This window comes from Vibrio sp. D173a (genome assembly GCF_030248475.1).
This window is the reverse complement of sequence record NZ_JAHGAH010000118.1, coordinates 24,404-45,700: the sequence shown is the minus strand read 5'-3', so window position 1 is coordinate 45,700 and position 21,297 is coordinate 24,404. Positions and strand designations below refer to the sequence as shown.

Annotated in this window: 18 protein-coding genes; 9 read left to right on the top strand and 9 right to left on the bottom strand. The window is 43.5% G+C overall.

The window, feature by feature from the left end; genetic code table 11:
* Nucleotides 1–7 precede the first annotated feature (7 nt).
* Nucleotides 8–328, bottom strand: a complete 321-nt coding sequence (gene clpS / locus KIV40_RS13325) for an ATP-dependent Clp protease adapter ClpS (RefSeq protein ID WP_005427554.1) — start codon at nt 326–328, stop codon at nt 8–10.
* Nucleotides 329–1,038: 710 nt separating this feature from the next.
* Here clpS and cspD point away from each other — a divergent pair.
* Complete coding sequence (cspD, locus tag KIV40_RS13320; protein WP_005427548.1) at nt 1,039–1,257, top strand: cold shock domain-containing protein CspD; 219 nt, start codon at nt 1,039–1,041, stop codon at nt 1,255–1,257.
* A 146-nt stretch (nt 1,258–1,403) separates the two neighbouring features.
* On the opposite strand, the gene KIV40_RS13315 is transcribed toward cspD, so the two are convergent.
* Nucleotides 1,404–3,629 (bottom strand): NADP-dependent isocitrate dehydrogenase, encoded by a 2,226-nt coding sequence (locus KIV40_RS13315; RefSeq protein ID WP_285349638.1) that lies wholly within the window; start codon nt 3,627–3,629, stop codon nt 1,404–1,406.
* 371 nt (nt 3,630–4,000) lie between these two features.
* Here KIV40_RS13315 and KIV40_RS13310 point away from each other — a divergent pair, with 371 nt between their 5' ends.
* On the top strand, nt 4,001–4,705 hold the full coding sequence (locus tag KIV40_RS13310) for a pseudouridine synthase (protein ID WP_045377869.1): 705 nt from the start codon (nt 4,001–4,003) through the stop codon (nt 4,703–4,705).
* Nucleotides 4,706–4,775: 70 nt separating this feature from the next.
* Here the strand turns inward: KIV40_RS13310 and KIV40_RS13305 are convergent, their stop codons facing one another.
* Nucleotides 4,776–5,441 (bottom strand): DUF2057 domain-containing protein, encoded by a 666-nt coding sequence (locus KIV40_RS13305; RefSeq protein WP_285349636.1) that lies wholly within the window; start codon nt 5,439–5,441, stop codon nt 4,776–4,778.
* 264 nt (nt 5,442–5,705) lie between these two features.
* Nucleotides 5,706–6,689: a porin gene (locus KIV40_RS13300; protein WP_134977994.1), complete on the bottom strand. Its 984-nt coding sequence runs from the start codon at nt 6,687–6,689 to the stop codon at nt 5,706–5,708.
* 516 nt (nt 6,690–7,205) lie between these two features.
* Here KIV40_RS13300 and dinG point away from each other — a divergent pair.
* From dinG to xthA, 5 genes are all read left to right on the top strand, one after another.
* On the top strand, nt 7,206–9,281 hold the full coding sequence (gene dinG, locus KIV40_RS13295; protein WP_081233788.1) for an ATP-dependent DNA helicase DinG: 2,076 nt from the start codon (nt 7,206–7,208) through the stop codon (nt 9,279–9,281).
* Nucleotides 9,282–9,295: 14 nt separating this feature from the next.
* Nucleotides 9,296–10,081: a TSUP family transporter gene (locus KIV40_RS13290; protein ID WP_038889197.1), complete on the top strand. Its 786-nt coding sequence runs from the start codon at nt 9,296–9,298 to the stop codon at nt 10,079–10,081.
* Nucleotides 10,078–10,623, top strand: coding sequence for a primosomal replication protein (locus KIV40_RS13285; protein ID WP_285349635.1), 546 nt, complete (start codon nt 10,078–10,080; stop codon nt 10,621–10,623). The genes KIV40_RS13290 and KIV40_RS13285 overlap by 4 nt, the downstream gene beginning before the upstream one ends.
* Nucleotides 10,623–10,787 carry a pleiotropic regulatory protein RsmS gene (gene rsmS, locus KIV40_RS13280; protein ID WP_005431885.1) on the top strand — a complete coding sequence of 55 codons (165 nt, stop codon included), beginning with the start codon at nt 10,623–10,625 and terminating at the stop codon, nt 10,785–10,787. The genes KIV40_RS13285 and rsmS overlap by 1 nt, the downstream gene beginning before the upstream one ends.
* Nucleotides 10,788–10,905: 118 nt before the next feature.
* Nucleotides 10,906–11,712, top strand: coding sequence for an exodeoxyribonuclease III (xthA, locus tag KIV40_RS13275; RefSeq protein ID WP_285349633.1), 807 nt, complete (start codon nt 10,906–10,908; stop codon nt 11,710–11,712).
* Nucleotides 11,713–11,791: 79 nt separating this feature from the next.
* Here xthA and KIV40_RS13270 read toward each other — a convergent pair whose 3' ends face one another.
* The 5 genes from KIV40_RS13270 to KIV40_RS13250 form a co-directional block, all read right to left on the bottom strand.
* A complete protein-coding gene (locus KIV40_RS13270) occupies nt 11,792–12,469 on the bottom strand; it encodes an ABC transporter permease (protein WP_285349632.1) in 678 nt (225 codons plus the stop codon).
* Between the two features lie 3 nt (nt 12,470–12,472).
* Nucleotides 12,473–13,213, bottom strand: coding sequence for an ABC transporter permease (locus KIV40_RS13265; protein ID WP_012127410.1), 741 nt, complete (start codon nt 13,211–13,213; stop codon nt 12,473–12,475).
* A gap of 81 nt (nt 13,214–13,294) precedes the next feature.
* A complete protein-coding gene (locus KIV40_RS13260; RefSeq protein WP_285349628.1) occupies nt 13,295–14,065 on the bottom strand; it encodes an ABC transporter substrate-binding protein in 771 nt (256 codons plus the stop codon).
* An 80-nt stretch (nt 14,066–14,145) separates the two neighbouring features.
* On the bottom strand, nt 14,146–14,916 hold the full coding sequence (locus tag KIV40_RS13255) for an ABC transporter ATP-binding protein (RefSeq protein ID WP_285349627.1): 771 nt from the start codon (nt 14,914–14,916) through the stop codon (nt 14,146–14,148).
* Between the two features lie 246 nt (nt 14,917–15,162).
* Nucleotides 15,163–16,644 (bottom strand): hypothetical protein, encoded by a 1,482-nt coding sequence (locus KIV40_RS13250; protein WP_285349626.1) that lies wholly within the window; start codon nt 16,642–16,644, stop codon nt 15,163–15,165.
* Between the two features lie 457 nt (nt 16,645–17,101).
* On the opposite strand from KIV40_RS13250, the gene KIV40_RS13245 reads away from it, so the two are divergent.
* Together KIV40_RS13245 and pflB are read left to right on the top strand one after the other, a co-directional pair.
* The gene (locus KIV40_RS13245; protein ID WP_134977794.1) at nt 17,102–18,649 is read left to right on the top strand and encodes a DUF3360 family protein; all 1,548 of its coding nucleotides are present in this window, start codon (nt 17,102–17,104) and stop codon (nt 18,647–18,649) included.
* Between the two features lie 306 nt (nt 18,650–18,955).
* Complete coding sequence (pflB, locus tag KIV40_RS13240; RefSeq protein WP_047478660.1) at nt 18,956–21,232, top strand: formate C-acetyltransferase; 2,277 nt, start codon at nt 18,956–18,958, stop codon at nt 21,230–21,232.
* Nucleotides 21,233–21,297: the final 65 nt, after the last annotated feature.

Here is a 21,297-nt window from a genome sequence, read left to right as displayed (position 1 = left end):
CTTCTTATTACGCTTGCTCCATAGTACATAGTAGCGGATGCTCATTTTCCCTTGAGTACATCGTCACTTGCGCTACTTTTGTTTCAGCAATTTCTGCACTGTATGTGCCACAAATTGCCTTTCCTTCATAGTGAATCTTGAGCATGATTTGCGTTGCTTTATCAATATCGTGTGAAAAGAATCGCTCAAGTACCTCTATGACGAAATCCATAGGTGTGTAGTCATCATTGTTGAGTACAACGTTATATAGCTTTGGTGGCTGAACTTTTGTACTTTCTCTCTCCAGAAGATCAGAGTCTGGAGTCACCCATTCAAAATTTTTACTCATGGCAATTCAAAGATATCGTATCAAAGGGTTGATGTTTTCGACCTATAAAAACAATCTACCATAAGCATACCATGCGGTGTAGTGAGATATGGCACCTAATTCGAATTTGATAGATAAAATTTGCGTCCTCATATAGAGACTAATGCACCTCCGGCAGGCGCGCAAATAAAAGATTTTTATCACTGAGGCGCGATATTTTTGCCGTTAGATTCACAAATATTCGACACACTTCATCTTCTGTCATTACCCTCTCTTATTCTGCCAAGATCACAGTTACAGGGAAAAAACACTAAATATCACGAAAACCGTACTTTTCATTCATTCAGTAGAATCTTCTAATGTAACCTTCACATCTAGTATTCATCTTCCTTATATCAGAACCTTACAGAGATTTTCACTAAACTTCGGCAAACAGCCATAAATAACTTTGCAAAGTTGTTAATCTCAAAAGTGATTTGTTTTCAAATATGTTTCTGATTGTTGTCTTTCACTATTGACTGTCGAGATTCATTGACTACAGTGGAATGTGTTGATGCATAAATCCTCATTCTGGGTTTGTTGGTTTTCTAACACCCTGATGAATATGGATATGCTCACTCGACGTGTGTTAGCAATTACCAACAAAGCAACGGCTAACAATGAGGTCAAGCTAAAGGGATAGCTTGGAGAAGTAACAACATCAGTAAAAAATGCATGAGGGATGTAAAAGCATGGCTACAGGTACAGTAAAGTGGTTTAACAATGCCAAGGGATTTGGGTTTATTTGTTCAGACGAAGAGGAAGGAGACATTTTCGCCCACTACTCAACTATCCAAATGGACGGTTATCGTACACTGAAAGCAGGCCAACAAGTCTCATACGAGATTGAAAAAGGGCCAAAAGGTTCACACGCAAGTAGCGTAGTGCCAATAGAAGGCCAAGCCAAATAAATCGAGCGCTGTCGGAAAGACAAACCATTTGCTCTCGTGAAAGCACAAATTATCTGGTTTCATGAAGAGAAAAATAAACCCGCGTAAAGCGGGTTTATTGTTTTTATAAGTCTTAACTACGCGCTACCGAAATAGCGCGTACAAGGTTATTTATTGATGATTGCGTTCAGCGTTGCGCTCGGGCGCATCAATTTAGAAGCTAGCGCATCATCCAGTGAATAGTAACCGCCTAGCTCACCTTTCACACCCTGTGCATTGTTTAGCTCGGAAACAATCGCTTCTTCTTGCTGCGCAAGCGCGGCTGCTACTGGCACAAACTCAGCCGCTAGATCAGCATCTGCCGTTTGCTCAGCGAGTGCTTTCGCCCAGTAAGACGCAAGGTAGTAGTGGCTACCACGGTTATCCAACTCACCAACTTTACGTGATGGTGACTTGTTGTTGTCTAGGAACTCACCCGTTGCTTTATCAAGTGCATCGGCAAGTACCTGTGCTTTTGCATTGCCAGCAACCGTGCTTAGGTGCTCAAGAGATGCCGCAAGTGCAAGGAACTCACCCAAAGAATCCCAACGTAAGTGGTTTTCTTTTTCTACCTGTTGAACGTGTTTAGGAGCTGAACCGCCTGCACCCGTTTCAAATAAACCACCACCATTCATTAGTGGCACAATAGATAGCATCTTCGCAGAAGTACCAAGCTCCAGAATTGGGAACAAATCAGTTAAGTAGTCACGAAGTACGTTACCTGTTACCGAAATGGTGTCTAGACCTTCTTTGATACGCTCTAGAGAGAATTTACATGCGTCGATTGGTGCCAGGATCTTGATCTCTAAACCTGAAGTGTCGTGCTCAGGGAGGTACGCATTTACTTTCTTGATAAGTTCAGCATCGTGAGCACGAGCTTCGTCTAGCCAGAATACTGCTGGAGCACCTGAAGCACGAGCACGAGTAACAGCAAGTTTCACCCAATCTTGAATTGGCGCGTCTTTCACCTGACACATACGGAAGATGTCACCTTCTTCTACCGCTTGTTCAAGAAGAACCGCACCAGAAGCATCTACAACACGCACACTGCCTGCTGCATCTAAGATGAAGGTCTTGTCGTGAGAACCGTACTCTTCAGCTTTTTGGGCCATTAGACCGACGTTTGGAACGCTACCCATTGTTGTTGGGTCAAACGCACCGTGCTCTTTACAGAAGTCGATCACCGCTTGGTAAATACCCGCGTAGCTACGATCTGGAATCATTGCTTTCGTATCTTTCTGCTTGCCGTCTGGTCCCCACATTTGGCCAGAAGCACGTAGCATTGCAGGCATAGAAGCATCAACAATGATATCGCTTGGTACGTTTAGGTTAGTAATACCGCGATCTGAATCCACCATAGCTAGTGCTGGTTGCGTTTCGTATACCGCAAGAATAGCTGCTTCGATTTCTGCTTTTTGTTCTGCAGGTAGCGCTTCAATCTTCGCATATACGTCACCGATACCGTTGTTTACATCAACGCCTAGCTCTTCAAACAGCTTACCGTATTTCGCAAATACGTCTTTGTAGTAAACCTTAACTGCGTGACCGAAGATAACTGGGTCCGATACCTTCATCATGGTTGCTTTCATATGTAGAGAGAGCAGTACATCTTGCTGTTTTGCTTCTGCAATTTCTTTCTCGAAGAACTCAACAAGCGCTTTCTTGTTCATTACTGAACAATCGATCACTTCTTTATCTTGCAGAGGGAATGCTGATTTAAGTTCTTTTACCGAACCATCAGCAGCAACAAATTCGATTTTAACGTCGGTAGCACCTGAGATAGTCGTCGATTTTTCACTACCGAAGAAATCGTTGTCAGCCATGCTTGAAACGTGAGATTGGGAGTCTGCTGACCACGCGCCCATTGAATGCGGGTTTTTCTTTGCGTAGTTCTTCACTGAAAGTGGTGCACGACGGTCTGAGTTACCTTCACGCAAAACTGGGTTAACCGCACTACCTTTGATTTTGTCGTAAGTCGCTTTGATCGCTTCTTCTTCGTAAGTGCCTGGCTCTTCTGGGTAGTTTGGTAGCTCGTAGCCTTTCGCTTGCAACTCTTTAATAGCAGCTTTTAACTGCGGGATAGATGCAGAAATGTTTGGAAGTTTGATGATGTTTGCTTCTGGCGTTTTCGCCAACTCGCCAAGTTCTGCTAGCGCGTCACCGATGCGCTGCTCTTCTTTCAAATGCTCTGGGAAGTTAGCGATGATACGACCTGCTAACGAAATATCACGAGTATCTACATTAATGCCAGACGATGCAGTAAACGATTGAATGATTGGTAGTAATGAATAGGTTGCTAACGCCGGGGCTTCATCAGTGATTGTGTAGATAATTGTAGGTTTTTCTGTAGGCATGAAATTTCCCTATTTTTTACTCAACTAAGCTGAACAACTCAGCAACTGAGTTCGTTGAATTTACGCAGTGCTTAACGTTAGTAGTGCATTCCTCCTCACCAACGCGACATGCGGTTTGCACTCTTTCTTATAGTTTGAAGCTCTATGGCTCTCTATCCATGAGTGCACTTTGTGCCAAGTTTGCTTTCATGAAGTTCTTTTGCAAAAACACCTCACTAAAAGCAACTTGGCTATATCATTAAACAAATAACACGAAATAGTCTATTATTCTGTGCGCTTTTGTTAGTTTTAGGCGCGCAAATGATAGCCGATAAGAAGAAAACATAAAACTTTCAAACACAGTTCATTTACATTTTTGCAAGGTAGTTAACATGTCATCTCGCACGGGTCATGAAAAAGGTCGCCGTAGTAACCATTCCAAACCGAGCCATTTTAAACGCTCTGGTAAGCCAAATCATTCAAATGGACAGGCTAAAAATCGACCTAGTCGCCCTACCCGTTCTTCAAAATCCGCTAAACCGCGTATTGCACCCGAAGATCGTAAGGTGGTCATTTTCAATAAGCCCTATGACACGTTAAGCCAATTTACTGATGGCGATGGCCGTAAAACGCTAGCTGATTATATTCCTGTAAAAGATGTTTATGCGGCAGGCCGATTAGACAGAGACAGCGAAGGTTTGATGGTGCTCACTAACGACGGTATTCTGCAGGCTAAGTTGACCCAACCTCAATCAAAGTCACCAAAAACCTATTGGGTGCAAGTAGACGGTGCTCCGACTGAAGAGGACTTAGAGAAACTACGTAAAGGCGTTGAATTGAAAGATGGCATGACATTACCAGCAAAAGTAGAAGTGATGCCTGAGCCAGAGATCTGGGAAAGAACTCCGCCTGTCCGCTTTCGAGCAAACATTCCGACTACTTGGTTAGCTATCACTATTATAGAAGGGAGAAACCGTCAGGTAAGACGTATGACCGCGCACATTGGCTTCCCAACACTGCGTTTAGTTCGTTACTCGATGGGTGGTATTGCTCTTGACGATTTAAAACCTGGGGAGTGGCGAGAAGTAAAGCTCTAGGCTTAAACCTCAAAAAACATAAAAGCAGGCTATCACCTGCTTTTTTAGTTTTTGTCGTTACCAATAACGATTATTGTTGAGCAACCCACTTCATGAATGCTTGACGTTCTTCGTCTGTCATTTCTAGGTAGGCAATCTTCGCTTTTGTTACGGGTGATTTTACTCTTTGCGCGCTTTTGCTGGTTGCTGTTACAGCCGTCGCTGCTTGTAGCTCAGACAGTTCGACTCTCTTACCGTTTGCAAAGAAAACGCCATTAGCTTCATTGTACACCGCTAGTTGCTCATCAAGGTTTGAATAAGGGAACGCGCCTTTCTCACCTGGCATTTTATATTGCGAGTAATCAATAGACTTCTCGTTGAAACTTACTTTCCAGTCCATTTTATCTTGCTCAAACAGCTTGTATGCCTGACGTTTTTCTCTAAAAGATGGCGCATCAATATAAAGCTCACCCGCGCCAGAACTAAAACCAAGAATGTATGGTGCAGAGTAAACTTGAGTACGTTTATCGCCACGCCCAATCGCTTTGTTTACTTTTACAACTACTTGGTTAGAGCCATCAACAAGACCAAACGGTTCACTCAAATCATCCGCGCTAACGCCATTTACAAACAGCACTTGAACGCCTTGAGCGGTGGTTAGGGTTGCTGAAGTATCAGCTCTATTTGTTGTGTCTGCGTTCGCTGTTGTACCAAACAACCCAAGTACAAATGCTACAGTCCAAGCTTTCAGTCTCATATCCTAATAACCTTAAAATTCAATTAATTACATCAAAAGAGTTAAATATCGCTTACCATTCATCACAGTTTGAGGAAATCATTGCTGAAAAGCCAACCATTTCTACATCCTTGACTGTAGATAATTGGTAAACGCATTCAAGTCTCATAAATCTTCATGTACTCACTTGGTTCATGCTTTCAGGTACCTAAGGAGATACAAGCTTTTAATATAAAAAAGGCCGCAATAAATGCGACCTTTACTATATCTACTTAAGTTCTGAGATTAGAACGTGTAGTAAACACCAGCAACAACTAGGTCAGCTTCTTTCTTAGAAACGTTTTTCTCGTCGTTTTCGCTTGCAGTGTATTCGATGAACGTTAGAACATTGCCAGTTACAGCGTAGTCAGCACCAAACGTGTAGTAAGACTGGTCGTGGTCACCTTCGTAATCAGTGAAACCAAATGAAGTGTAAACGCGTGCTTCGTTCATTTGGTAAGCAGCTACTGCAGACCATGTATCTTGGTCAGCTTTGTTTAGTTCTTCAGCAACGTAGTTAACTGCAGCAGAGAAGTTGTCCATGTTGAAACGAACAGCTGCACCCATTACTTGGTAATCAGTACCAGCAACGTCACGGTTCTCTTGATCTTGGTAAGAAGCACCAACAGTGAACATTTCGTTGATTGCGTATTGTGCAGATAGACCGAATGCAGTGTCAATTTTCTCGTTTTGATCTAGGTATGCATCAGCGATAACAGTTAGCTTGTCGAAGCTACCTTTAACTGAAACAGCGTGACCAGCACTTTCTTTTGATTTTACGAAATCATCAACGTAACCAAGACCTTCGTTGGTGTTGTCGATAGTGATTGCGTCTAGAGAGTCACCGAAGTCACCAACTTCACCTAGAGCCACACCCCAGTTGTCACCGAAGTAAGCACCGAAGTATAGGTCATCTGTACGTACGCGAGCGTGGTCAGAGCTGCTGTCTTTATCGAAGAACTCACCGTTTTCTAGCTCAAATGAGCCGAATAGAGTTACGTCTTCGTTTAGTTTGTGCTCAGAATCGATTTGAATCTTAGCCCAAAGATCAACGTCTACATCACGTTTAGTTGTAGTTGCGCCGTTTTCCTTGCCTTCTACAGTACTTACGTAAGTATCGATCTCACCTTTAAGGTTGAAAGAAGTCGTACCGTTGTCGTAGATGTTGCCTGCTGCTAGTGCAGACGTAGAGATGCCTGCTACTGCTAGAGCTACTAGAGTCTTTTTCATAATTAATCCACTGCCTTTTCTTAGTTCGGGATATCCTTGTCCGATTCCCTTTTTTTATATTTTTGAAACCGCTTGTTATCGAAACGTAACAATGATTGGTCTGCAAAATCTGGGCACTAGAGTGCAAAAGATTATTCTGCCTGTCAAATTTTCTAAATATAAATATCAAAGAACAAAAATATACTTTAAAAACAATAGTTTAAAAATTTACATTTAAATTATTCGATGAAGTTCTAAACTACAAACTTGATTTTTCTTAATTTAGTGATTCATAAATAACAAACACAAAACACCCTTAAATCGCAAAATAACATAACAAAACAGAATATCTAACTACATTAATGGCATTTTTGAAGCTTTATATTTTTTACCTAATGAAATTATTTTCATTTAGTTTGAGTTCAATATTTTTTTGTGAACAAGATCTACATTCCGTACAAAAGCATTCCATTTTGTGAACTACTGTCGAACCAGTGATGTGTGCTAATATGCGCCTCCAACGTACTTGAGGCCCGTATGCTAACCAGTAACATCCAAAAATCGATTCGAACCAGTTATCAGAACTTGCAAGCTCAACTGGATAACTTTGTTCCGAGACGAGCACAAAACTACCTCGTCGCTGAGATCGCAAAAACGCTATGCGGGCAATACCACAAATCAAATCGAATGCTGGTAGCCGAGGCAGGAACCGGTATCGGTAAGTCACTCTCCTATTTAATGGCGGCGATTCCTGTCGCGGTTTACAACAACCGCAAAGTAGTGATTTCAACTGCGACAGTGGCCTTGCAAGAGCAATTGGTGAATAAAGACCTACCTCTTTTCCGCCGAATTACGGATCGAGAGTTTTCTTTTATTCTTGCTAAAGGACGTCAACGCTATTGCTGCGCAGAAAAGCTTGCTACAGCCAGTGGTGTGGATGGTGGCCAGCTCGCAATGTTTGAGACCAAACCTAAGAAAAAAGAGATCGAACTCCTAGAGACCATGTATCGTTCTCTTGCTCAAGGTAAGTGGGATGGCGACCGTGACTCTTGGCCAAAACCAATAGATGATCGTCTATGGCAGCTTATTGTGAGTGATAAGCACAGCTGCAATAACAGCTTACCAGCCCATCGAAACTGCCCTTTTCAGAAAGCTCGCTCAGAGTTAGACAAGAATGATGTCATCATAGCGAACCATTCTTTAGTTATGGCTGATGCTGATTTAGGCGGTGGCGTGATTCTCCCTGAACCTGAAAACACGATTTATGTTTTTGACGAGGCCCATCACCTACCCCATGTTGCTCGCGACCATGCATCCGCCTCTGCGAGTTTGAAAGGTGCAGCGGCTTGGTTGGAAAAGCTTAATCAATCGACCAGTAAGTTTTCATCTCTAGCAGACGAGAAACGTGTCGCGCGTTTTCGCAATGATTTGCAGGAATCGGTGCAAGAGCTCATCCCAGCACTGAGCCAACTAACCAAACAGTTCGATCCTGCACAGTTTGAAGAAAACATTTATCGCTTTGAACATGGTGAGCTGCCAGAGTGGTTAGAAAACCAATCTAAAGACCTCAAACAACTGAGTAAAAAAGCAAACCAAAGTGTTGCGAAGATCGCCGATCTTATTGCTGAAAGAGTTAAAGATGGCGAACTTTCATCAAGGTTGGCAGAACCTGCACTCGCTGAATTGGGTTTTTACATTCAGCGCCTGGAAAACCTTGCACAGGTGTGGAATCTGATGGCAGAGCCTACCCGTGACAAAGGTGCCCCTTTGGCCCGATGGCTGGAAAAACACCCAGACCGAGAAGGTGATTACATTGTTAGTGTTTCTCCACTAGAGATTGGCTGGCAACTCGATCAACAAATCTGGAGCCGCTGTATTGGTGCAGTCCTCGTATCTGCGACAATGCGAGCTCTGAACTCGTTCAACTATTTCTGTCATCAAGTTGGTGTCGATGCAAAACCTGAGTCTGGCACTCAGTTCTTAGCATTGGCTTCTCCGTTCGACTATCAAAACCAAGCCGAGCTTTTGATTCCGGCAATGAGGTACGAGCCTCAAGCGCCGCAATTTACCGAATATCTTATTGAAATTTTGCCTAAGTATTTAGAAGACAACAAAGCAAACTTAGTATTATTCTCCTCTTATTGGCAAATGAACCAAGTGGCGGATGCGTTAAGTTCAGACTTCATAAAACGAGGCTGGGCACTACAAGTTCAAGGCGAAAGTTCACGCGCAGAAATTCTAAAAAAACATAAAAAGCTCGTAGATCAGCAGAAAACTAGCATTCTTTTCGGTACAGGAAGCTTCTCAGAAGGCCTTGATTTACCGGGTGAACTACTAGAAAACCTCATCATCACTAAGATTCCATTTGGAGTCCCTACTTCTCCGGTAGAACAGGCTCACTCGGAATACATAGAGAAGAAAGGAGGAAACCCATTTATGCAGATCACCGTTCCTGATGCGAGCAAAAAGCTGATTCAAAGTGTCGGTCGTTTACTGCGCAAAGAACGCGATTCTGGTAGAGTGACCATCCTTGATAGACGTTTAGTAACAAAACGCTACGGGCAAGCTTTAATTGACTCGCTTCCGCCGTTTAAACGCAAGATCGAATATTAGAAGAATAATTATTTATGGAAATGATTGAGCCAACCATGCTGTTGGTCTTGGCGCTAGTCGCTTTTGTTGCTGGATTTATTGATGCTGTAGCCGGTGGCGGAGGCATGCTTACTGTCCCCGCTTTGCTATCGTTAGGACTTCCGCCACATATTGCATTAGGAACCAACAAACTAGCCGCATCTTTTGCTTCTTCCACTGCCGCTTTTACTTATTATAGAAAGCGCTTGTTCAAACCACAGTGCTGGGGAAGAGCGTTTGTAGCCACCCTCATTGGCGCGACATTAGGAACGCTGTTTGTTGATGCTATTAGTACAGAATGGTTAGAGAAGGTTTTACCTCTTATTATTCTTGCGGCCGCCATGTACACCGTATTCCACAAAACACCGCAATCAACACATCAGAGCCCAACACCAGAGCCGTGCCCTATGCTAAATAAAAAACAGTATGCACAGGGGTTTACGATTGGCTTTTATGATGGTCTAGCAGGCCCTGGTACCGGTGCTTTTTGGACAGTAAGCTCGATGGCACTTTATCGATTGAACATCTTGCTTGCGTCAGGCCTAGCAAAAGCAATGAACTTCACCAGCAACTTTACTTCTCTCATCACTTTTGCTGTTTTAGGTCATATCAACTGGGTTCTAGGCTTAACCATGGGAGTCTGTTTAATGGCTGGCGCTTTTGTTGGCGCACATTCCGCTATTCGGTTTGGCTCCAAATTCATTCGCCCAGTGTTTGTCACTGTGGTCAGTGTGTTGGCGATAAAACTTGCCTATGACGCGTGGTTTGTGGGATTAACATGAACATTAAACAACTTTCTGAAAACTTAAATCAGATGTCTAATCAAGCAGCCATGCTTGATCGCCAACGCGGCGAACATCATGTTCCACTTTTTGATGAGCGCTTGTTTCATTGCCGTTCTCGTTTGCTTACGCCATGTGTTAAAGAGGCAAATGCAACACTGGATGCTATCATCAGCGAGCAAAATGAAGGAAAGCTCACAGCCCTTCGAGCTGAGTACTTAACCGAGCGTCTGGTAGCACAAATCACCGCGATTCAACGTGAAATTTCCACGACTAAGATTCGTAAAGGTGAGATCAAACACAGCAGCCACTTCCGAAAACCCATCAATGTGATGTACCAGGAATTGGCACAGCATCAAGAGTGGGCTCGCCGTTTACGCGAAATGGTATTAGAGAAGCAAAGAGCGGTCGAAATGGCACCAAGCTTTGCTAGAGCAGAGGCTCAGAAAGTCTTGCTCGCCACCGAACAACGACTAGAACGTTGCGAAGCAGCCCTGCTTAAATTAGAGAACCAAATTACTCATAGGGAAAAGAACCAGTAATGTCAGAACAGCCAAAATCTCCTCTCGACGACGCGCCAGCAGAGATCAAACTCGCGGTTGATTTAATTTACCTGCTCGAAACCAACGAGATAGATCCTGAGACTGCACTCAAAGCGCTAAAGATCGTGCAAAATGATCTGGAAAACAAACTTAAAGCACAGTAGCAACTAGCAATTTGGCCTTGTCTCACTAGTCTCCTCCCCCCTTACATGAGAACCATTTGCACCTTCCCGTTGCAATGGTAACATCATACGCAAACACGCCCCTTGAGAAGGATAAAAAATGAAAGTAATTAGCTTTAACATCAATGGACTTCGTGCGCGTCTGCATCAACTACAAGCGCTTATCGACAAGCACCAGCCAGACGTTATTGGCCTTCAGGAAATCAAAGTACACGACGAAGCTTTCCCAATCGAAGATGTCGAAGCGATGGGTTACAAAGTTTACTTTCACGGCCAGAAAGCGCACTACGGCGTGGCAATGCTATGTAAACATGAGCCAATCAGCGTTCAAAAAGGTTTTCCAACCGACAATGAAGAACATCAAAAGCGCATGATCATGGCGACGTTTGAAGATGAGAACGGAGAGAAGGTAACGGTTCTAAATGGTTACTTCCCTCAAGGTGACAACATCGCTCACGAAACCAAGTACCCATATAAACGTCAGTTCTACAAAGATTTGATGACTTATCTGAACGATCACCACTCTAACGATGAACAATTGATTGTCATGGGCGACATTAACATCAGCCCAATTGATTCAGATATCGGAATTGGCGAACCAAACCGCAAGCGTTGGTTAAAAACAGGGAAATGCTCATTCCAACCGGAAGAGCGTGAGTGGTTGAAAACCTTATTAGACTGGGGCTTCGAAGATACTTTCCGTAACCTGCACCCAGAAGTCAATGACCGTTTCTCATGGTTTGATTATCGCTCTCGCGGTTTCGATGATAATAGAGGCCTGCGTATCGACGTTATTCTGGCGACACCATCGCTGGCGAAAAAGTGTGTTGAATCAGATATCGATTATGAACTACGTGGTATTGAAAAGCCTTCTGACCACGCCCCGATCTGGTCTACTTTCCAATAGCCAAATCACTTTACAAAAAACCAAAAGAGCGCCAATCGGCGCTCTTTTTCTTTTCATTCACTATTTTGCTGGTGACGATTTAGCTTAACGGCCTTAGGTATGCCAAGAAGCGCTTCTCTGCCATTTTAAAACACCACAAAATAATGAAGGTCAATGCCATATAAAACAGCCCCGCAGTTAAGAATGACTCAAATGGTGCGTAGTATCGAGAGTTCACCAAACGAGCAGCCCCTGTCAGATCCATAATGGTAATAATACCCGCGACCGCACTGCCATGAAGCATGAAGATCGCTTCATTGGAGTAAGCTGGCAATGCACGACGCAAAGCACTTGGCAAAATAATGCGGCGATAAGTCATAAACTTACTCATACCGTATGCTTTAGCGGCTTCAACTTCACCTTTAGACAAACCATTAATTGCCCCACGAATAATTTCAGCCGTATAGGCTGATGTATTCAGTACGAAAGCCACCAGCGCACAGAACCACGCGTTTTCCCAAAGTGTATCTTTCACCGGGGAGAACTGGTCCATACCGTAATAGATAAGGTAGAGCTGCACAAGCAATGGAGTCCCACGGAAAAAGTAAATAAATGCCCATGATGGCAAACTTAATGCGTAATTCGTGCTGTTACGCGCGATAGCTAGAGGAATTGATACACATAGACCAATCACCAGCGCTAACGCAACAAGCCATACTGTCGTCCACAATCCATCAAGATAAACCGGGAAGCTTTCAATTATCAATGAAAAATCCATGGCTTACCTCGCGTGAATACTGAATTTACGTTCCACCAACTTAAGTAAACCGGTCGAAACGCTAGTAAAGAACAAAAAGATTATCGCGACTGCCATATAGAAGGTGAACGGCATCTTGGTTGTACCTGCTGCCAATGAGCTCATACGAACCATGTCTTCCAAACCGATGATGGAAACCAATGCCGTCGTTTTCAGTAGAACCAACCAGTTATTACCAAACCCAGGTAAGGCATGTCGAATCATTTGAGGTAATAAGACTCTGCGAAACGACATTAACGGGCTCATGCCATAAGCTTTTGCCGCCTCTAATTCGCCTTTGTCTACGGCCATGATCGCACCACGGAACGTCTCAGCCATGTAAGCACCAAAAATAAACCCAATGGTCAGCACGCCAGCAATAAAAGGACTGACGTCGATATAATCAGGTAAGTAAGAAGTCCACTCATGATTAGGGTCACTTGCAGTGAACCACTCGTTGAGTGTCTCATTAATCGAATAAAGACTGTTGTTTAATAGAATTTGACCACCGAAGAAAATCAGCATCATCAAAACAAGGTCTGGAATGCCACGAATAATGGTGGTGTAAAGTGTAGCTATGGCTCTCGCCCACTTGTAAGGCGCCAGTTTTGCTAACGCACCAAGCATACCGAGAATCATGGCTAAAAGTAGTGAAAGTACAGCGACTTCTATGGTTACTAAAGCCCCTTTTAAGATCGAGGCTTCATATCCTTGTAGATCCAGCATAGGTGAGTTCCTAATCCCTAAACTCAAAAGATCGACCGTTAGCTACTTCTAGGAACAAGCCAACGGTCGCTTAGTTACAGCTTACTCGCCGTAAACATCGTAGTTAAAGTATTTACCTGCGATTTCTTGGTAAACACCTTGTTCACGTAGTGACAAGATAGCCGCATCTAGCTTCTTCGTTAGGTCTTTATCTTGCTTACGAACGGCAATACCAAAGCCGTCACCGAACCATTTAGGATCCGTCAGAGAGGGACCAACAAATTCGTACGCTTTACCACCCGCTTTGTTTAATACACCTTCTTCAAGTGCTGATGCATCACCAAGTACTGCTGCGACACGACCGTTAGCAAGATCTAGGTAGGCTTCATCAAATGAACCGTAACGTACGATTTCAACTTTATCGCCGTAGTTATCTGTTAGGTATTTATCATGAGTGGTTGCACGTTGAACTGCAATTTTTTGACCGTCAAGGTTATCAAAGTCTAGGTTTGCGCCTTTCTTGGCGATGAACTTGTTTGGAATCAGTGCGTATTTTCCTGTGAAGTCGACTTTCTTCTTACGCTCTTTAGTGATCGACATTGCAGCGATAATTGCATCGTATTTGCGAGCAAGTAGAGAAGGAATAATACCATCCCAGTCTTGAGCAACGATCTGACACTTCACTTTCATCTCTTCACAAAGTGCGTTCGCCATATCAACGTCGAAGCCTTTTAAAGAGCCATCCGTTTCTGTCCAGCTGAACGGAGGGTAAGCGCCTTCAATACCAAAGCGAACGGTTTTCCATTCTTTCGCTTGGGCGACACCAGACACTGCTGTTGCAGCAAGCGTTGCTGCTAATAACCACTTTTTCATTTCCATACTCCTGTGATTGCTTTTATTTGGTTTTGATTGTCGTGCTTGATTAGGTGGCATAAGACTGCCACCCAGAAATATTAATAGATAGATGAGATAAATTGCTGTAATCGTTGCGAATCTGGGTTTGTAAATAGCTTAGCTGGATCTCCCTGCTCTTCCACTAGGCCTTGATGTAAAAACATCACATGGTTAGATACGTCACGCGCAAATGCCATTTCATGGGTAACAACCAACATGGTGCGCCCTTCATCTGCCAAATCTCGCATTACCCCCAAAACCTCACCAACCAACTCAGGGTCGAGTGCAGAGGTTGGCTCATCGAACAACATCACTTCAGGATCTACTGCAAGCGCACGAGCAATAGCGGCGCGTTGTTGCTGACCACCAGAAAGATGGCCTGGGTAGTAATCTTTGCGTTCATATAGCCCAACTTTTTTCAAAAGCAGCTCCGCGTTTTCAATCGCTTGCGCTTTCGGTACACCAAGAACATGAACCGGTGCTTCAATCACGTTTTCTAGAACGGTTAGATGTGACCAAAGGTTAAAGCCTTGAAATACCATGGCTAAACGAGAGCGAATGCGCTGTACTTGCTTTTCGTTGGCAGGAACGGACTCCCATGCTCGGTTATTTTTCATTTGGATAAGCTCACCGTTTACCCAGATTTCGCCGGCAGTTGGGGTTTCAAGAAGGTTAATGCATCTTAGGAAGGTACTCTTACCAGAACCGGAAGAGCCAATGATGGAGATAACATCTCCTTTGTGGGCGGCAAGTGAAATGCCTTTAAGAACTTCATTCTGTCCAAATGTTTTGTGCAGGTCTTTGATATCTAGCGCTGGTACGTCATTCATTGCGCCTTACTCCCTGTGTTTTAATCACTGCAATAAGGGACTCCGCCCTCTTTGAATTGAAACAAACTATCACCACCCACTGCAAGTTGCAACAAATTATTAACCTAAACAATTCGAATAGATAGATACAACAATCAGATTAATATGCAATATTTAGCTTTATATTCTTTTTTTGTTGAATAATTGACATAAAAAAGCCCCTCACGAGAGGGGCTAGTTAAGATACAAAAGTGTTAACAATGTAAGCTATCTTACTAAATGTAAAGAACGTAGCTGAGAGGCCTCCGATTTAGCCTCATCTCTAGTGACCTCATCAATGATTAGCCCGTGAGCATCTTTGTCCACACCTGAAAGAGCTGTGGCATGGAATGTATCCATAACATACTGAGCATTTAAAACATTTTTATCACTGGTGAACCAGAAATCTTGCTTAAGCTCATAAGCAGTTAAATCACCTGCGCTAATGCGCTCAATATTAGGCACAACTACAGTATCTTTTGGTAATGAGTAAATTACATGTAATTTTGTATCCACAGCATCGCGACTTGGTCTTAAAGCAACTCGTTGAATGCCTTTAACAGAATCATTGATAGATATGTTATTTGAAAGCTCTATAGATAGCGTCCCATTAGCGTTATTTGCCAAAGTAGGTTTTGCTGTCGATAATGTTGAAACATTGAACAAATCAGATTCATCTAACGTTAACTGCCACGAGCTATCAATTGGTACATTAAGCGTCGCGTTCCAACCAGAGCTTTCATTTATCACTTGAGCTTCCGAAGTTGCAAACCATACTTCATGCGTACTCAAACTTTCAGGATGGTAAAAAACATTTTTTGAGCTATCTATTTTTGCGAGCGTTTTGAGTTGTTCTCTGTAAGACACGCCAATCTCAACACTACCGAAACTTAATGTTGAGTTTCGACGGATCGGCTCGTCTTCACCAGTGTAACGCATCTCTATCTCGCCGCTTTTCCAATCTTCAAAACCATATTGGAATAAAGAAGCCGGAGTACTATTACGGTATTGAGCGATCATAGTCACGTCAGAGTCCAGAGCTTGGAAGTCTGTTTGACTATTGGTTTGTGGGTTGTTTGATGTTTCAGTCTCAATGCTAGAAATAAAGTAATAAGGCAAAACAGCGGCATCATCGTCCAAAATATCTTCAGAATTGATGTATTTCAGGGAATTTCTATCTTCCACCTTAGGGCTAGCCCCCGTTAAACAGCTATCTGTCGGCAAAGGAGAAACAGCCGTTAAAATGATATCCTTCAATACTTTCTTATTTTGAAGCAAAAACTTCTGTGAATAAGATGTAGCGTAGGTATCAAAGCCTACACGCTCGGTAATTGTAACGTACCCTCCTACAGGTACATCTTCAAAGTAGAAATTGACCTTACCGTTACTGACAAACTTTCTTGATTCTTCGTCTAAAATACCTTTGTCATCGGAGAAAATGATGGATAGTTGACTATCTAACGCATTTTTTATCGGATATGCGACAAGTAAAGAAGAATTCACGTCGGTAGTATTGCCATTTTCGACCTCTTCATATTTACGAGAAAATACTTTACAGCTTGTTTGAATGCTTTGTTCTTGCGCTTTAACAAATGTAAAGCTCAATTGTGTTTTGCTGGCGCCACCACCGCCACCGCCACCGCCACCACCGCAACCGACCATTAATCCCGAAATAATTGCCACTAGCGGCAGTACTTTAAGCTGTTTCATGTCTTCTTCCTAAACTGAGCGGCAATGATTAGCCAAAAAATCGTCTCTGCTCGGTATTAAGCAAGAATGAAGCCAGCTTTTTGTTCCATCTATGAATGGCATCAATAAGTTCAATTGAGCATTATTTCTGCAAAACAAAGTCTAATTTTATGCAACTTGTGTAATCGAATTACACACTAAATCACCAGCCTGTTCGCATGCCAGACACTTTCTGTAGTTTTCTTTCACATCTATTCTTAAAGTGATCTAAATCAATCACCCCAAAGGGCTATCTTGTTAGACTCCGCGTCAATGATGAGGAATTTTTTGTGCCTCAACACAACGAGTTATTAGCTATGCTTAGGCACGTAGTATTCGTGTGACAAATCTAATAATAGCTAGCATAGGAAGTGCCGCAAGAAGCGGAAAACACACAATTCAATTTAGAATTCATAACTTTTAAATATATGAGGAATCTATGTCAGACGCAGTGAATAAAGCGCACTCTGATTCGGATATTGAGACTAAAAGCTACCGCGAGCTTCACCGTCCATCATCTGAGTTCGCAAGCCGTTCAGACTACCTAGACCACGAACTACAAATAATGAAGCCACGTCGTTTTGGCTTAAACTTGCCAGGTCGTGACTTCCGCTTTGAGCTTGAAGACCTTGTTCCAGCACTTGCTGGTACTATCGGTATTATCGCGATGTACTCTGCGGTAATGATGTCTTGGGCTGAAGGTCTTACTGCAGCATGGGACCACGTAAACTTAGGCAAAGATTTTGCAATCGAAGTTGCACGTGTAGAAATGCTTATCCCTGCACTCCTTTTCTGTGTACTTGCTTCTGGTTTTATTAACCCTAAAGCCAACCTTGCAGGTAACCACGGTCCAATGATCCCTCTTATTGGTACCATCGCTCTTGCTGGTGCTCACCCTCTTGCATTGGCAATTCTAATCGGTGTATTTGGTCTTCTACTTAGTGCCTTGAAAGGTGGCTCCAAGCTAGTAAACCTCACCTCAGAAGGTACAGCCGGCGGCTTGCTTATTTTCTTGGGCTTAACGGGTACTATGAGCCAAATCACTTCGATTCAAGAATGGGCGGTTGGTCTACAATCTTCTACTGTTGAAGCGGGCAGCATGGGTTATGTTGGTCTGATCGTACTAGCAGTGACTATCGCGCTGTACGCATTTCTTGCAAAAGTGAACAAGCGTTGGCTAGCAATCCCAGTGTGTGCTTTCACTGGCCTTGCAATCGCTTTAGTACTAGGCGCAGGTTTCGATATTAAATTCGTTACTGAAACAGGTCTTCCTAACCTAAACCCAGTTTACTGGTGGGGCAGCACTGAAGAAGGTTGGATGCTAGGTCTTCCTAATATGGAACACTTCATCGCATCACTACCGTTTGCAATCCTTGCTGTAGCGATGTGGTCTCCTGACTTCCTAGGTCACCGTATATTCCAAGAACTTAACTACCCTAAAAAGACTGAAAAAGTACTGATGGACGTTGATGACACAATGACAATGTGTTCTATCCGTCAAATGGTAGGTACGGCAGTAGGTGGTGGTAACATCACTTCATCTTGGGGTACTTACATGATCCCAGCAGCGATCGCGAAACGCCCTATTCCTGGCGGTGCTATCCTTCTTGGTCTTCTAGTAATGATCATCGCAATCCTTGGTTTCCCAATGGATATCGCGGTATGGCCACCAGTAATGCGTGTTGCTCTTCTTGTAGGTGTATCTCTACCTCTACTTGAAGCAGGTATGCAAATGGTGAAAGACTCAAAAGATTCTCAAGCAGCAGGTATCTGTATCTTTGGTTCAGCAGTTGTTAATCCAGTTCTTGCTTGGGCACTGACGATGCTTCTAGACAACAACGGTCTAATTGGTGATAAAGGGCGCGCAGCTCGCCTGTCATTTGTAGACAAGATTGTGATCCCTGTAGGTGTACTTGTTATCTGTTTGGTCGCTATGCTTGCAGTAGGTATGCTCGAAGGACAATATGGCATTAAAGCTTGGCTATAATGACATTCGTTTAAAAATTGTGTGGGTAGCGCTTGTCGCTACCCAATTTTTATCGAGATTTTTTAGTATTTATTGATTTAGTTTAAGGTTTGCAGAATTTTTTTAGTGTAGCCTTGAATTGTGGTTGGGAAGAACCCACATTGTTAGTAGTGACAATATTTATAGTTTTATGACCCACATTTTCTTGTTTAAGACTATACATATTGTTATTCATTAAGAGTGTACTGTTCTCCATCTAACAGTGGAGATAGCTGGCTCAACGGCGAACCAGTACGTATTTTTTTCTACTACAAAGGTAGGTATGTCATGGCAGAGCAATTTGCTAAAGCTTGGGAAGGTTTTGCTGCAGGCGACTGGCAAAACGAAGTAAACGTTCGTGATTTCATTCAGAAGAACTACACTCCGTACGAAGGCGACGAATCTTTCCTAGTTTCTGAAGGTACTGAAGCGACTAACAAGCTTTGGGCTAAGGTAATGGAAGGTATCAAACAAGAGAACGCGACTCACGCTCCTGTTGATTTCGATACTTCAGTTATCTCTACCATCACTGCTCACGATGCAGGCTACATCGAAAAAGACCTAGAAACTATCGTAGGTCTACAAACTGAAGCTCCTCTTAAGCGTGCAATCATCCCTAACGGTGGTATCCGTATGGTTGAAGGTTCTTGCAAAGCTTACGATCGCGAGCTTGATCCACAAGTTAAGAAAATCTTCACAGAATACCGTAAAACGCACAACGCTGGCGTATTCGATATCTACACTCCAGATATCCTAGCATGTCGTAAATCAGGCGTTCTAACTGGTCTTCCAGATGCTTACGGCCGTGGTCGTATCATCGGTGACTACCGTCGTGTTGCTCTATACGGTATCGACCGTCTAATGAAAGACAAGCTAGCTCAATTCAAGTCTCTACAAGAGCGTTTTGAGAACGGTGAAGATCTACAAATGACTATGCAGCTTCGCGAAGAGATCGCTGAGCAGCACCGTGCACTTGGCCAAATGAAAGTTATGGCTGAGAAATACGGCTGTGACATCTCTCGTCCAGCTGAAACTGCACAAGAAGCAATCCAATGGACTTACTTCGGTTACCTAGCAGCTGTTAAATCTCAAAACGGCGCAGCTATGTCTCTAGGTCGTACTTCTACTTTCCTAGATATCTACATCGAGCGTGATATCGCTGAAGGTAAGATCACTGAAGTTGACGCACAGGAAATGATCGACCACTTCGTAATGAAACTACGTATGGTTCGTTTCCTACGTACTCCTGAGTACGATGACCTATTCTCTGGCGACCCAATCTGGGCAACAGAGTCTATGGGTGGTATGGGTCTTGACGGTCGTACGCTAGTTACGCGTTCAAACTTCCGTTTCCTAAACTCTCTATACACAATGGGTCCTTCTCCAGAGCCAAACATCACTGTTCTTTGGTCTGAGCAGCTACCTGAAGGCTTCAAGAAGTTCTGTGCGAAAGTATCTATCGATACTTCATCAATCCAGTACGAGAACGATGACCTAATGCGTCCAGACTTCGAGTCTGATGACTACGCAATCGCATGTTGTGTATCTCCAATGATCATTGGTAAACACATGCAGTTCTTCGGCGCTCGCGCTAACCTAGCTAAGACTCTTCTATACGTTATCAACGGCGGTGTGGATGAGAAACTGAAGATCCAAGTTGGTCCTCAAATGCCTAAGATCACTGACGAAGTTCTAGACTTCGACGATGTATGGGGCAAACTAGACCACTTCATGGATTGGCTAGCTAAGCAATACGTGACTGCACTTAACAGCATCCACTTCATGCACGACAAGTACAGCTACGAAGCTGCACTAATGGCTCTACATGACCGTGACGTTCGTCGTACTATGGCTTGTGGTATCGCTGGTCTATCTGTTGCAGCTGACTCACTATCTGCAATCAAATACGCGAAAGTTAAACCAGTTCGTGACGAAGATGGCGTAGCAATCGACTTCGAAATCGAAGGCGACTACCCTAAATTCGGTAACAACGATGCTCGCGTAGATGACATCGCTTGTGAACTTGTTGAAGTATTCATGAACAAGATTCGTCAGCTTAAGACTTACCGTGACGCAATCCCTACTCAGTCTATCCTAACTATCACTTCAAACGTGGTATACGGTAAGAAGACTGGTAACACGCCTGACGGTCGTCGCGCAGGTGCTCCTTTCGCACCAGGTGCTAACCCAATGCACGGCCGTGACGAAAAAGGTGCTGTAGCGTCTCTAACGTCTGTAGGTAAACTACCGTTTGCTCACGCTAAAGATGGTATCTCTTACACGTTCTCTATCGTACCTAACGCTCTAGGTAAAGATGAAGGTTCACAACGCGCTAACCTAGCTGGTCTAATGGATGGTTACTTCCACCACGAGTCTGGCATTGAAGGCGGTCAACACCTTAACGTGAACGTACTTAACCGCGAAACTCTAGAAGACGCTGTTAAGCACCCAGAGAAATACCCTCAGCTAACAATCCGTGTATCTGGTTACGCTGTACGCTTCAACTCTCTAACTGCAGAGCAACAAGCTGACGTAATCGCACGTACATTCACTGAGTCTCTATAAGATCAGCTGAATTAACACCCTGAGTGATAGAATAAAGGCCGATGCTGTAAAGCATCGGCCTTTTT